Annotated in this window: 9 protein-coding genes; 3 read left to right on the top strand and 6 right to left on the bottom strand. The window is 48.7% G+C overall.

The features are described 5' to 3' along the window. The first annotated feature begins 251 nt into the window (after positions 1-251). Positions 252-1223, top strand: a complete 972-nt coding sequence (locus tag QZ735_RS05995) for a manganese catalase family protein (RefSeq protein WP_294245565.1) — start codon at positions 252-254, stop codon at positions 1221-1223. 283 nt (positions 1224-1506) lie between these two features. On the opposite strand, the gene QZ735_RS05990 is transcribed toward QZ735_RS05995, so the two are convergent. From QZ735_RS05990 to QZ735_RS05975, 4 genes are all read right to left on the bottom strand, one after another. Continuing rightward, positions 1507-2769, bottom strand: a complete 1263-nt coding sequence (locus tag QZ735_RS05990) for an arsenic transporter (protein ID WP_294245563.1) — start codon at positions 2767-2769, stop codon at positions 1507-1509. A gap of 343 nt (positions 2770-3112) precedes the next feature. Then, positions 3113-4351 (bottom strand): MFS transporter, encoded by a 1239-nt coding sequence (locus QZ735_RS05985; RefSeq protein WP_294245560.1) that lies wholly within the window; start codon positions 4349-4351, stop codon positions 3113-3115. 795 nt (positions 4352-5146) lie between these two features. Then, positions 5147-5923 carry a methyltransferase domain-containing protein gene (locus QZ735_RS05980; protein ID WP_294245558.1) on the bottom strand — a complete coding sequence of 259 codons (777 nt, stop codon included), beginning with the start codon at positions 5921-5923 and terminating at the stop codon, positions 5147-5149. 232 nt (positions 5924-6155) lie between these two features. Further along, the gene (locus QZ735_RS05975; protein ID WP_294245555.1) at positions 6156-6626 is read right to left on the bottom strand and encodes an Lrp/AsnC family transcriptional regulator; all 471 of its coding nucleotides are present in this window, start codon (positions 6624-6626) and stop codon (positions 6156-6158) included. A 144-nt stretch (positions 6627-6770) separates the two neighbouring features. Between QZ735_RS05975 and QZ735_RS05970 the strand changes: the two genes are divergently transcribed. Both QZ735_RS05970 and QZ735_RS05965 read left to right on the top strand, forming a co-directional pair. Continuing rightward, entirely contained in the window at positions 6771-8153 is a 1383-nt protein-coding gene (locus QZ735_RS05970; protein ID WP_294245553.1) for an MFS transporter, read from the top strand. Between the two features lie 510 nt (positions 8154-8663). Beyond that, a complete protein-coding gene (locus QZ735_RS05965) occupies positions 8664-9410 on the top strand; it encodes a metallophosphoesterase (RefSeq protein ID WP_294245551.1) in 747 nt (248 codons plus the stop codon). Between the two features lie 281 nt (positions 9411-9691). Here the strand turns inward: QZ735_RS05965 and QZ735_RS05960 are convergent, their stop codons facing one another. Beyond that, entirely contained in the window at positions 9692-11956 is a 2265-nt protein-coding gene (locus tag QZ735_RS05960) for a glycoside hydrolase family 3 C-terminal domain-containing protein (protein ID WP_294245548.1), read from the bottom strand. Positions 11957-13415: 1459 nt separating this feature from the next. Then, on the bottom strand, positions 13416-14231 hold the full coding sequence (metQ, locus tag QZ735_RS05955) for a methionine ABC transporter substrate-binding lipoprotein MetQ (protein ID WP_294245569.1): 816 nt from the start codon (positions 14229-14231) through the stop codon (positions 13416-13418). Between the last annotated feature and the right edge of the window lie 7 nt (positions 14232-14238).

The following is a 14238-nucleotide window of genomic DNA, read 5'->3' as shown; positions in this document are numbered from 1 at the left end:
ACATCTTTCGGCCCTTACAGTCTTTTTTATATGCCGGTAGCAGGCAAAGTGATTGGCATATGACCTGAAAGTCTTGATCCTTTAACAGGATTCCGTGGTCTCGCCCAGGTACCTATCATTCCCAAATTCCCAAAACTTATGACTTGAGTCAGGTATTTAATAAATTAGTTATCAGTATCTTATGAGGGAATGATGGTGGTTGGCTGGCATGGTGTTCGCTGCGATGTAGGGGAACACCAAAAATACAATCTATGTTTTACCATTCACAGAATTTAATCAATCCGATCGTGCCGGATGAACCGGATCCGTCGGCAGCCAATGCATTGCAGGAAGGACTGGGCGGCCAGTTCGGCGAAATGCGGACGATGATGCAGTACCTTTTCCAGAGTTTTAATTTCCGTGGCAGGGCCACGCCATACCTGGATCTGATTCAGGGCGTAGGAATCGAAGAAATTTCCCACGTGGAACTGATCACCAAAACCATTTCCCAACTGCTGGACGGATCGCCGCGCTACCAGGGAGATAAGTATGAAGCACCCAGCAAAGGCGGCGATACTGCACTGGATATGGCCAAAGAACAGCAGAATCCGCACCATTACATCATCGGTGCCCAGTCGGCGCTGCCGGTAGATGCCGCAGGAAATCCGTGGAGCGGAAGCTATGTGCACAACCATGGGAACCTCGTGCTCGACCTGATGGACAACCTGGTGGTGGAAGCTACCGGGCGCCTCCAGAAGTGCCGGATCTACCAGATGAGCAGCAATAAGACCCTGCGGGCCACCGTGGCTTTCCTGATCGTACGGGATGAAGCCCATCAGGCCGCATTTGCCAAGGCCCTGGAAACCCTGGGCGTCGATTGGGCCAAGGCCCTGCCGGTACCGAAGTTTGATTCTTCAGAGTTCCCGGAAGTCAGAAGGCTCCTTGATCTGGGCCTTCACCGCGAACAGTATACCTTCCGCATGGACGGTTCCCTGATGGAGCAGATCTTCAGCGGTCCGTCACCGTTCAACGACGGTACCCAGCTGACCACCCTGAAGGAACCCCGTGAATCCTTTCCGAACCCGACGGCTCCGGAACGTCCGGAAGAATTTGCCCCGGGTCTCGATGAAGAAATGCAGGCCCTTGCAGATGCTTTCGCCGAATTCAAGGAATCGGAAGGGAAAATCAACCGGAACATAGGCATACAGGGAAGCAAAGGAGAAACCAATGACGGGTCCGTCTGAGCAGGAGTATAAGGTGAAATGATGTACAGCCAGGTTATATGATGAAGGATTAATCTGATGTGAAATCTTTATTATTGTCCGGCCTTTTGCTTTTGCTGGATAAGCGGAAACAAATCCATTCCATTGGCTTTACAGCATAATAATTGATAATGCCCGTAAAATTGTTTTACGGGCATTTGTATGTTTAATGACACTACTGCCGATTGCAGATCAATGCTAAAAAATACAATCCGTTAATTTCTTCTGTGATAACCATTTACTGATCCGTATTACTGCATGCGAATTACCCGAAATGATGCACCAGCCACACCGCACCCATAGCAGCAAGCAAAGCCGGAATCATGATTGCTGCTCCGAGCTGCAGGAATTTCCACGCACTGACGGAATGTCCGTGGCGGCGCAGTTCCGTGAGCCATAAAATGGTGGCCAGGGATCCGGTGACGGAAAGGTTGGGGCCCAGATCGATCCCGATCAGAATGCAGCTCCTGACCACCGAAGGAAGCTGGGCACCCGATATGGCACTTCCGGCAATCAGTCCGGCAGGAAGGTTATTAATCAGGTTGCTGCCGAAGGCGGTGATGCCGCCGCTGATCAGGGCAGTGGATTCCGGGGAAGTACTTGAGCCTTCTGCCAGGAACCGGTGAAGGATATTGATCAGGCCGGCTTCCTGCAAAGCTTCTACCAGCACGAAAAGGCCCGCAACCAGCGGAAGTACCGCCCAGGAAATGCTCCTGATGATGCGGACCGGGTTCTGCCGGGTCATCAGGGTTACCAAAGCAGCTACGGCGATACCGGAAATGGCGGTGGGGATCCCGAGCGGATATTGAAATGAAGAAGCGATGAGCAATACGGCAGTGGTAAAGATAATTCCGGTCAAAGCAATCTTACCGCCTCCGGAAAGCGGCTCGATCGGAATATCGGCAGCGATCGGTTGGCGCAGGTCCTTTCGCTGGGTGAGGTAGAGCATCAAGAAAGTGATCCCGACAGCGAAAAACGAGGGCAGCAGATAGGTCTGCAGCCAGACTGTCAGCGGCGGCATATGGCTTCCGTAAATGACCAGGTTGGCCGGGTTGGAAACAGGCAGTACGAAAGAGGCGGCATTGGCGATGAAGGCACAGATCAGCAGGTAGGGCAGAGGTTGTTTTACCCGGGCATGATGGGCGGCAGCCGCTACTGCAGGCGTAAGGACCACAGCCGTGGCATCATTAGACATGAAGACGGTAACCACCAGCCCCACCAGGTAGATCAGGATAAAAAGCCGTACGGCAGACCCTTTTGAAAAGCGGGTGGCATGACCGGCCAGCCAGTCGAACAGGCCCTGCTGCCGGGCAGATTCCGCCAGCAGCATCATGCCGGTAAGGAATAAGTAGACATCCGTTCCTTTGGAAATCCCGGTCCATGCCGTTGAAAAGGAAATCAGCCCCAGGATGAGCAGCAACAACGCTCCTGAGACAGCCCAAACGGCTTCCGGCAATTTGAAAGGGCGTATGATCACACCGGCCGTGGCCAGCAGGGCAATCAGGTAAATGAAAAAAGTAGCATCCATAAGGTCAGGATCTTATATCAATATAAATTGGTTAGGCAGCTGGCTCATAGCGTCTGGCTATTGGCTGATGGCTGCTGGCTGATTGTTATTGGTTGATGGTTAATGGTTAATGGTTAATGGCTATGGTTGGCGATCACCCATTGATGTCCTACCGATATTCCGTTATACATAACTATCATTCAACACCAACAACCAATCACTCATAACTCATCATTTATAACTCATCATTTATAACTCATCACTCATCACTTATCACTCATCACTCATCACTCATCACTCATTACTCATCACTCATCACTCATCACTCATTACTCATTACCCATTACCCATTACTCATTACTTATCACTCCTCACTCCTATTTGCCGGCTGATGCCCGCACGCATCCTTCAGGGTTTTTGAGTAAAGGATCCACAGCAAAAGGGACACCATCGCAAAGCTTCCGAGAATCATGAAGGAAGATCCGTACCCCATCTTCTGGGCGATCCATCCGCCAACGGCCGGGCTCAGTGAAGCGCCCAGCCCCTGGACGGTCATGACGGCACCCTGGCCCACATTGATCCTGCCGGTTCCGTTCAGGATATGGGCCACCAATCCCGGTACTGCCACACTCTGCAGCCCGGCACCAATGCCGTCGAGGATCTGTACCGGATAAATACCGACGGGCCCGATCATGTGGGCTGCGATATATCCGCGGAACGGAAGTGCAATAAATGAGACCAGCATCACGATCCAGTAGCCTTTGGCTTCGGCGACTTTCATTCCTGCCACGGAAGCGGCAATCATTACGATCTGGGCAATAATGACCGTCAGGGCGACAAACATTGAAGCATTTCCTTCCATTTTTTCGGCAGCCGCCATTCCGTAGAGGGGCAGCAGCCCTCCGTTCCCGAGATGGAAAAAGGCCAGGGCAGCCGCCAGTATCATCAGCGGTTTGCAGTTAAGCAATACTTTCAGCCCGTTAACTTTTTCATCATTTCCTTCTTCACTCAGTCCGCGGGCAGCCTTATCATCAATGCTTTCAGCCGGAATCATCAGGATGCTGACGATGGACAGGAGCCCGAACAGGGCAGACAGCAGAAAGATGGCGGTAATTCCGAATTTCAGTCCCAGGTAGCCGGATAGGGCAGCACCCACTACATTGCCGGCATGATTGAAGGCCTGGTTGTACCCGTTCTGCCGGTTGAAGCCTTTCTGTTTTACGATGCCAAGGGTAATTCCCACCACGGCCGGACCGATGGCTGCCCCTGCGATGGCCGTTGCTACCTGCGAAAGGGTGACCAGCCAGAAATCCTGCGAGAGGAGAATCAGGGCGGAAGCCAGGATGGTGCAGATTCCCGGAATGATGACATACCTGCGTTTGTGGGTCGTAGCGTCAATGGCAGCTCCTGCCGGAGCCGTCATCAGCATCCCGGCTACACCGCCGATGGTCATTACAGTTCCTATCGGGCCCCGCTCCCAGTCCTTGGAGAGCAGGAAAATACCCAGGAAGGGGCCTATGCCCGCCTGCATATCAGCCATAAAAAAGTTCAGCGCTTTTAGTGCGGACAGCGTGCGTGTGAGGTGGACAGAACCGGTTTTCATAAAGAAGTATTCATGTGTTGTAAAGCATTGGTGAAATGTGCGGCCATTCTCTATCTGGATCTGGTGGATGCCCTGTCATGAAATATACCGGCAGACACCTGTATCATCAGCCTTTATTTTATTCCCTACCTGGTTAATTATATAACAGGATGGGAAAGACAGTACAAATTGCCAGACTTCATACGAAGTACCACACCTGGTCAGGCTCGGTTCAAAAACAATGCCGTAATTCGGTAGTGACTGATTTTCCGCGTGAGATCCGTATTGAATCAGAAAGAGACTGTTCCGGACAAATGTAAGTAAGGAATCACTTAAACTGTAACAGAAATCGATACTGCAGTCTGCAGAGATAGGAATGGATGAAGTCATTTTAGCCGGAATAAAACAGGATGATGCGGGTAATTCCTGAGGACAAGGTATCCTGAATATCCCGGAATGGGAGCAGGCCGGGAAAGTAAAGCTGCTGAATCATATCCATTACCCGTAGACAGACAAATCCCTAGCCCCGATTGCCGCGGCATCCTTTTTTGCAGAGGACAAGGCAAGGCAAAAAAGATACAGCAGAAAGCGGGAACAAGCTCCTGAAAAGACGAGGAACCGGCAGTGGCAGCTTATACGAGGATTGATCAGACCGGTTTGCTGATTACGATCTGCCGGACTTCACAGATGTAGGTCCGGCATAAAAATAAAATCCGTCAGAGGAAATCTGGTTGATGCTATTGGTCCATTGCATCGGGCATTAGTTTAAAACAAGCCGCCATAAGCCAGCCGCTACCAGCCATCAGCCAAAAGCTATCAGCCAGCCGTGCTTTTCCTTCCATACATCAGGATCCGCTTGAAAGAATACAGCGCCGGAAGCTTAGGGAAGGCCCGGGCGATTCTTTTCCTGAATTCATTTGTAAATATTTCCTGTTGCTGATGGGTTAACTTTTCGAGATATGGAATCAGGGCAGAGCCGGAAATGAAATTGTACAGGGTTCCGTGGTCTTCCGCAACAATCGGATAGACTTTCTGAAAAATGTTGATGTTTTCAATGCCGTTTTCAAACAGCAGCCTGGCGTATTCGTCCAGGGTAAGTACGGATGAGGTAAGGTTCCATCCGTCCAGATCCGTACGGAACGGTTCTTCTGCAGCAAGGTCGCGGAGGATCCGGTTCAGAAGGTTTCCGGGCTGATAGGGCATCTGTATAGCCAGCCGGCCGCCGGGGTTGAGCTTTGAAATGATTTTGGGAAACAGGGTGGCATGATCATCAGACCATTGCAGGGCCGCATTGCTGAAAATAAGATCCCACTGTTCTTTACGGTTCAGGAGGTCTTCGGTCGATACCTGTTCAAACCGGAGCCGGCCGGTTTCAAGGGAAGCTGACCGGGCGAGCATCTCCGCTGAGGCATCGATTCCCAGAAAGGTGGCGTCCGGAAATTTTTCAGAAAGAAGGGCGGTCTGCTCCCCGGTGCCGCAGCCCAGATCAACGGCCTTCATACCGTTCTCACCTTCAATAAGATCTGCGAGGTCAAAAAACGGGGCAAAACGGATGTCTTTAAACTGGTTGTAGACTTCGGGATTCCAGGGCATAAGATGAATTTTATAGTAAAGATACCAATTTCAGGACAGTTGGCAAATGGCAGATGGCTTAAAACTGCTTGTCGGTAGGTAAGATGAGTTTCTGATCATAAAAGCAGATCTGCAGAATCAGGTAAGCGAGACATTTTACATGATTTTGCACACGCTGAATTGAAATGATCTGTAGTACTCAACAGCGTTGGGTTTGGCCCGGTGTCATGACAGATGCATACATCCGGTCCTGTCAGACGATTTGGTGGCTTTCCTTGATGCTGTTCATCACAAAGATGCTTTTCGTCTGCCCGATGCCTTCGATTTCCGATAAGACATTCACAAAAAATTCATGGAATTCATCCATATGGGCTGCCACGATCTTCAGCATGAAATCGAAATCACCGCTGATGTTGTAAAATTCCACCACTTCCTTCAGCCGGCTGACCTCTTCGATAAACTTGCCGGCTGTCTTTTTGTTATGCGCATTCAGGGCCACCATACAGATGACCGTCATCCCTTTACCTACCTTTTTACGGTCCAGCACGGTGGTGTATTCTTTAATGATGCCCAGTCTTTCCATACGTCTGATGCGTTCATGGGTGGGCGTAGGGCTGAGGTTGATGCGGCCGGCAATATCGCGGACACTCAGCTTGGCGTCCTTTTGTAAAATCCTGAGAATGGAAAGGTCTTTTTCGTCCGGTGTATATGATTCTGTTGCCATTTGTCCTGTTTTTTATAGGATTAAAGAATGGATAAAGGTTAAATGTCCTTATAAGATTGTTATTTGCCTTATTTTGTACCAAATTTAATTCAAAATTTTGATATGCGTTCTGTTCATTTTAATTTTGCAGGATAATTGAACTGTATGGACAGAAAAAACCTCATCCTGATGCTGGCTTCGGCCGGAACTTTTGTGGAAGCTTTGGATATCGCTATTATCAATCTTACCGTTCCTGCCATTCAGGAGCAGTTCGGCATCGGGCCGGAAACCGTGCAATGGCTGCAGACGCTGTATGTCCTGTTCTTCGGAGGATTTCTCATCATCGGCGGAAAACTGTCGGACCAGATCGGAAGAAAGAAGATCTTCCTGCTCGGATCCTTTATTTTTATGCTGACCTCTCTTGGAGCGGGGCTTTCCACGGGTTTTGGAATGCTGGCGGTATTCCGGGCTTTGCAGGGACTGGGTGCTGCCTTCATTATGCCTTCGGCTATGTCCATCGTTACGCATACCTTTACACAGGATCAGGAAAGGAACCGTGCCGTAGGGATTTTCAGTTCTTTCGCAGCCATCGGATCCGGGAGCGGACTGTCCCTTGGCGGAATCATCAGTACCTATCTGAGCTGGCATTGGGTATTCCTGATCAATGTCCCTGTACTGGTGGTCACGCTGATGCTGGCCTTCCGTTACCTTCCCGAAGACCCGGAAGGCCGGAGCCGGAAAACAGATGTGGCCTCAGGAGTCCTGCTGGTGATGGGACTGCTGAGCCTTACGTACGGAACGCATGAACTCACCCATATCCGGGAACACTTCTTTGCGGTAGCAGGATCACTGGCCGTGTCCGTGCTGTTGCTCGCTGCATTGATCTACCGTTTGAAAACAGTAGGGCAGCCTTTGATACAGATGCACCTGTTCCGGTATTCTTCGCTGAAGGTTTCCGGCCTGGCCTTTGTGGCCTTGGGGGCTTTTTTCATCGTGTTCCTCTTCCTGATTTCCCTTATGCTGCAGAAAGATATGCATTACAGTGCGGCATCTGCCGGCCTGTTGCTGGTACCGTTCAGCATCATGTCTGCCCTGATGGCGAAATTTGTCCTGCCTTCCGTTTCCGCAAGACTGAATTCTGCGCAGATGGGTGTTTTCGGATGGTCTTTCATGCTGGCCGGATCCCTGTTGCTGTTGCTGTCCGTATATTCAGGGCATCCGGTGCTGCTGGTATTGCTCGGCGCTGCCTGTATTTCAGGCACCGGAATGACGTTCTGTTTCACCGCTTTATCGGTACTGGGCATACAGGAAGTGCAGCAGTCGGACTACGGAGTGGCTTCCAGCATAGGATCCACCAGTTATTTTCTCGGCGGCGGGATAGGACTGTCTTTCATGACCCTGCTAGGCGGATTTTTCCCTTCGGATTATGCAGCCGGCGGTGTCAGCTTACTGATTCTGGCAGGATACAGCATCGCCGCATTATCTGCCCTGCTGTATTTCATCATCCGGAACAGGAAGGCCGTACAGGCAGCGGCAGCCGTTTCATGAAAGCCCGGCGAACACATGGGAAACATGAGAAGACTTTAATAGGTTGCCTATATCTCAGGACACATGAGACTAAAAATCAGAGAATTTTAAATTCCGGAACCCATCAGGAATGCAGCGTTCACGGAGAAAAATTGATTTATGACCTGCAAAGCCTTTCGCCGTGTTTTTTTCGACAGGCTCAGCATACATGTTTCAAAGATGCTTAGCCATTCGGATCACGGGCTCAGTATTCCCCTTTGTAACCGGCTGTGCAGCTATAATTCAATAGCATCGGGCTTCAGCACAATGTCATTATTTAACTTCTCCAATATACCTGATGTGTCACGTTTTTTGCTGCTGAAATTTCCCATGGATCGTGCAGACTTTCAGCAGCAGCGGTAGGTAAATTTAGCTGAACTCAGTTTTATATGATCAATTTTCCGGCAACAGCCTGATCATTTTACCGGTATGTATTGTCCGGCATGGAGGTCTTTTATTACTTTTGCATGGTAACCGTGTAAACGTTTTTATATGAAAATACAGATCATCAGCGACCTTCACCAGGAATTCGGAGTTTCGGACCTGTCTTTTGATCGTGCCGATGTCGTTGTGCTCGCCGGTGATGTGAATCTGGGAACCAAAGGAATTGATTGGATCAAAAATAAAATTACGGATAAGCCAGTGATTTACGTCCTCGGAAATCATGAATATTACAAAGGTTCATATCCGAAAACCCTTCATAAGATAAAGGCCGCCGCCGAAAATTCCCACATTTCCGTACTGGAGAATGATTTTGTGGATATCGACGGGATCCGGTTCCACGGAGCTACGCTCTGGACGGACTTTTCCGTTTTTGGCGATCCCCGGTATTATGGGTTTGTCTGTCAGAACAGGATGAATGATTACAGGAAGATCCGACGCGATCCTTCTTATTCGAAAATGCGGTCGATCGATGTTTTTAAAATTCACCAGTTTTCAAAAATCTGGCTGCAGGAGAGCCTTGAAGCATCAGCAGGTATGAAAAACATAGTGGTCACCCATCATGCTCCCAGCTTACATTCGTCGCCTCCGCGTTTCAGAGAAGATCCGCTGACTTCAGCTTACGTCTCCGATCTCGAAGATGTTATTCTTCAGTATCAGCCGTTGTACTGGATCCATGGTCATATCCATACGCCTTGCCGGTATCCTGTCGGAAGCACGGAAATCATCTGCAATCCACATGGATATATGAATGAAAAGCATACCGGGTTTGATAAGGAATTGCTGATAGAAGTCTGAGATATTCGGATTAACGGACTCAGTATTCCCCTTTGTAACCGGCTGTGCAGCTATAATTCAATAGCATCGGGCTTCAGCACAATGTTATTATTTAACCTGATGAACAATCTTTGATTTTGTTTGCGATGTGTTCTGAACTGTTTTCAGAGCCTCAGTCTTATCTCATATGTCTGATGTGTTATGTCCTGTACGGTTACATGGCAGCGGAGCTCAGGAAATAAAATAAAAATGCCCGGGTTTTGTCCGGGCATCCAAATTTTAGAAATAGAAATAAAGCAAAATTACTTCAGCGTAAATTTCACTTTGGTTTTGACAGCATCCGAGGAATTCCCGATCAGGGCCTCGAAGTCTCCGGGTTCCGCTACCCATTCATGTTTTTGGGCATCAAAGAAGCTGAGAGCCGTTTTGTCAATGGTGAAGGTCACTTCTTTCTGCTCTCCCGGATTAAGGTACACTTTCTCAAAGCCTTTCAGTTCTTTTGCGGGCCTTTCAACGGAAGATTTGAGGTCCGAGATATACAGCTGGGCCACTTCGGCACCCGCCTTTTTTCCTGTGTTCTTAACGGATACCGTGAACGTAATCTGGTCATCCTGGGTCATAGCGGTTTTGTCGGCTTTTGCTTTTCCGAATTCAAAGGTCGTATAGCTCAGACCATGACCGAAGCTGAACAGCGGCTTGATCTTTTTGGTGTCGTGCCAGCGGTAACCTACGAAAATCCCTTCATTGTACCTGATGTTGATCGGGTTTTTCTGGTCTTTTCCTTTTCCGGCCGCCAGTTCTTCCTTGTTTCCCGGATATTCGCCCAGCTGGTGGGCAGAATTATCTTCCAGCTTCACCGGAAATGTAAACGGCAGTTTCCCGGAAGGGTTGGCATCGCCGGCCAGCACTGAAGCCAGTGAATTTCCGGCTTCCGAACCCAGGTACCAGCCCTGGAGCACAGCCGGTACTTCTTTGATCCACGGCATGGCTACTGCGTTTCCGGACACCATTACCACGGCCAGGTTTTTATTGGCTTTGGCCAGCGCTGCAATCACCTGGTCCTGGTTATAAGGCAATCCGTAGCTTTTTCTGTCATTGCCTTCGCTGTCCTGGAAGTCCGCTTTATTCAGTCCGCCCACAAAGATCACATAGTCTGATTTCTTGGCCAGTTCTACCGCTTCATTCAGCAATTCCTGCGGTGAACGGGAATCTTTCAGGTCCTGTCCGGATTTTACGCCGTTGTACTCCCCGCCGACATCTCCTACGTAGCCTCTCGCGTACTGTACATCTGCCTGTTTTCCGAATCTTGCTTTGATCCCGTCCAGCGGAAGGGTTTCATATTTTACTTTCAGGGAAGAGGAACCTCCGCCTACCGTCATTACCTTGATGGCATTTTCTCCGATCACGGCAATTCTTCTGGCCTTATTCATATCGATCGGAAGCACATTCCCCTGGTTTTTCAGCAGCACGATCCCTTCTTCGCCGATTTCTTTTGCTACAGACCTGTGTTCTTCGGAAGCAATGTTCCCGAAAGGTTTGTTGCGGTTCATCGTGGTTTTATAAGCCAGGTTGAGAAGCCGGGTTACTTTGTCATCCAGTTCCTGAGTACCGGCTTTTCCGGCTTTGATCAGGTCGAGGTATGGCTTGGCCAGGTAATAATTGTCATAGGCATTTTTGGTACCGGCGGAAAGTCCGTTGGTCCAGCTCCCGAATTCAAGGTCCAGGCCGTTGCGTACCGCCTGTTCGGTATTATTGACGGCACCCCAGTCTGAAACCACCACACCTTTATACTTCCATTCTTTTTTCAGGATATCGTTCAGCAGGTACTGGTTCTGGCTGGCATACTGGCCCTTGTACATATCGTAGGCTCCCATGATGGTCCAGGAATCCCCTTCGGTTACCGCTGCTTTGAAGGGCGGAAGGTAGATTTCGTATAAAGTTCTGTCGTCTACGATCACATTGCTGGTATGACGGAACATTTCCTGGTTATTGAGGGCGTAATGCTTGACTGAGGTAGCCACGCCGTTCGACTGTACACCTTTGATGTAAGGCACTACCATTTTCGAGGTCAGGTAAGGGTCTTCCCCCATATATTCGAAATTCCTGCCGTTCAGGGGTGTCCTGTAGATGTTGACACCGGGTCCCAGGAGAATATCTTTCTTTCTGTAACGGGCTTCTTCGCCGAGGGCTTTCCCGTAATTCCAGGACATTTTTTTGTTCCATGTTGCCGAAAGGGCGGTCAGGGCAGGGTAGGCGATAATGGAATCGTTGGTCCATCCGGCCTGGTCCCATTCGTCCCACATCACTTCCGGACGTACACCATGAGGGCCGTCGGTGGTCCAGAATTCAGGAATTCCCAACCGCGGAACGCCCGGTGAACTGAATTTGGACTGGGCATGAAGCATGGCCACTTTTTCTTCCAGGGTCATTCTGGAAAGTGCGTCCTTTACCCGCTCTTCTACCGGTCTGGATTCGTCCAGGTAAACGGGCAGCGTGTTTGTATCTTGAGCCATATAAGAACCGGAAATAAGCATAAATAAACTTACAGCAGCGATTTTCTTGATCATAAAAAGCTATTTGTTGATTGGAAACAAAAATAGCAAAAAATTTATTATCTCAAATTGAGAAAATGAAAATCAGCAAAAATGGTTATTTATAACCAGTGTGGCAGAGAGGCATGGATCCGGAGCGGTCTAGGGTGAATTCCTGCAGGTGAATGGTCAATTTTAACCTAAATCTATAATTCAACGCTGGCGCAAGCTTCCAAGCTTGTGCCCACCATCCAGCCATCCTGAATTTAACTGTAGATAAAACTGACCCGCAGAGCGAAATTCACCATTCCAAGCGTCACGCTTGTGCCTACAAAATCTACCAGAAAATTCACATGCAAAGCAAAATTAACCAGCGGAGCGAAATTCACCATTCACTTTATGTCAATGGTCAATTCCTGCGGGTCAATGGTCAATTTTACGTCAGCCTGAAATTCACATGCAAAGCAAAATTCACCAGCGGAGCGAAATTCACCATTCACCTTTGTCAATAGTCAATTCCTGCGGGTCAATGGTCAGTTTAAGTTCAGCCTAAAAATTCACTTGCAAAAGCAAAATTGACCCGCAGAACAAATTCGTTAGGATCCGGGCTATTGATAGAAGATCTATAACAACCCGTCAGGTTTCTGCTTATCCATAATTAATTTTAGACCGGCCTGAAATTTCTTACGTCATAAAAATCGGGAGAACTGTGCATCGGTAAACAGGTCGCTCCTACGGAGCTCGTCAGATACTGTGATGTGATCTGATGCTATTGACAGAAGGCTCCTCTGGAGCTATTACCTTTTTGCGAATGTCTTATCATGCTATTGCATAATTTGGGGTTTTTGCCTCTCAATAAAAGATCTGTAAATTCACATGCACAGCAAAATTCACCAGCGGAGCGAAATTCACCATTCACCTTTGTCAATAGTCAATTCCTGCGGGTCAATGGTGAATTTTACGTCATCCTGAAAAATTCACTTGCACAGCAAAATTCACCAGCGGAGCGAAATTCACCATTCACTTTATGTCAATGGTCAATTCCTACGGGTCAATGGTGAATTTTACGTTATCCTGAAAAATTCACTTGCAAAGCAAAATTGACTCGCAAAACGAAATTGACCATTCACTTTATGTCAATGGTCAATTCCTACGGGTCAATGGTCAATTTTACGTCAGCCTGAAAAATTCACTTGCACAGCAAAATTCACCAGCGGAGCGAAATTCACCATTCACTTTTGTCAATAGTCAATTCCTGCGGGTGAATGATCAATTTAATGCACGTCGGAAAAATTCACTTGCGAAGCAAAATTGACTCGCAAAACGAAATTGACCATTCACCTTATGTAAATGGTCAATTCCTGCGGGTCAATGGTTAATTTTATGTCAGCCTGAAAAATTCACTTGCGAAGCAAAATTGACTCGCACAGCGAAATTGACCATTCACCATTCACCATTCACTGCTGGCGAAAGTTTTCGTACGCGTGCGCATAAATCAGTCCCAGCCTTTCACGGCACCGGCTTTGAAAATTTCCTGTGCTTTCCGGGCTACTTCTTCCGACTGGTAGGCTTTGACGAAATTTTTGACTTTTTCTGCGTTTCGGTTATCTTTCCGGGAAACGATCAGGTTTACGTAAGGTGAATCTTTGTCTTCTTTCAGGATGCCCTGCTTGTCGGCATCCAGTCCGGCCTGGGCAGCAAAATTGTTGTTGATGATGGCCAGCACGACTTCTTTGTCATCCAGTACCCTTGGAAGCTGGGGAGCTTCGATCTCCAGGATTTTCAGTTGTTTCGGGTTATCCGTAATGTCGGTTACTTTCGGCAGCAAGCCGATTCCGTCTCGCAGTTTCAGCAGTCCGTTTTTCTGGAGCAGAAGCAGGGATCTGCCGCCATTGGTGGGATCATTGGGAATAACCACCGTGCTTCCGGGCTGAAGTTCACTGATGTTTTTGATTTTTTTGGAGTAGGCGACAATCGGGTAGAGGAACGTCTTGCCAACAACGGCCAGCTGGTAGCCCCGTTGCTTTGACTGTTCGTTCAGGTAAGGGACATGCTGGAATGCATTGGCGTCGATGTCCCCGTTGTTCAGGGCTTCATTGGGAACTACATAGTCGTTAAAGGCCACCAGCTCCACTTCAAGGTTGTATTTTTCTTTCGCCACCTTTTTGGCTGTTTCGGCAATTTCCTGTTCCGGCCCGGCGGTAATCCCGACCTTGATGTAATTCGGGTCATCTTTTCTGGACGATTGGCAGGAAGAGGTAAGCAAAAGCAGGAATACGGCTAGCAGCCCCAATACTGTTATTTTTTTCATTGTACAC

The organism is uncultured Chryseobacterium sp. (assembly GCF_913776365.1).
Classification (GTDB): domain Bacteria; phylum Bacteroidota; class Bacteroidia; order Flavobacteriales; family Weeksellaceae; genus Chryseobacterium.
This window is presented reverse-complemented; position numbering and strand designations above follow the sequence as displayed.

Coding starts and splice junctions, on each gene's coding strand:
- QZ735_RS05965 (WP_294245551.1), top strand. CDS start 8,664: ATGAAAATACAGATCATCAGCGACCTTCACCAGGAATTCGGAGTTTCG.
- QZ735_RS05960 (WP_294245548.1), bottom strand. CDS start 11,956: ATGATCAAGAAAATCGCTGCTGTAAGTTTATTTATGCTTATTTCCGGT.
- metQ (WP_294245569.1), bottom strand. CDS start 14,231: ATGAAAAAAATAACAGTATTGGGGCTGCTAGCCGTATTCCTGCTTTTG.
- QZ735_RS05990 (WP_294245563.1), bottom strand. CDS start 2,769: ATGGATGCTACTTTTTTCATTTACCTGATTGCCCTGCTGGCCACGGCC.
- QZ735_RS05970 (WP_294245553.1), top strand. CDS start 6,771: ATGGACAGAAAAAACCTCATCCTGATGCTGGCTTCGGCCGGAACTTTT.
- QZ735_RS05975 (WP_294245555.1), bottom strand. CDS start 6,626: ATGGCAACAGAATCATATACACCGGACGAAAAAGACCTTTCCATTCTC.
- QZ735_RS05985 (WP_294245560.1), bottom strand. CDS start 4,351: ATGAAAACCGGTTCTGTCCACCTCACACGCACGCTGTCCGCACTAAAA.
- QZ735_RS05980 (WP_294245558.1), bottom strand. CDS start 5,923: ATGCCCTGGAATCCCGAAGTCTACAACCAGTTTAAAGACATCCGTTTT.
- QZ735_RS05995 (WP_294245565.1), top strand. CDS start 252: ATGTTTTACCATTCACAGAATTTAATCAATCCGATCGTGCCGGATGAA.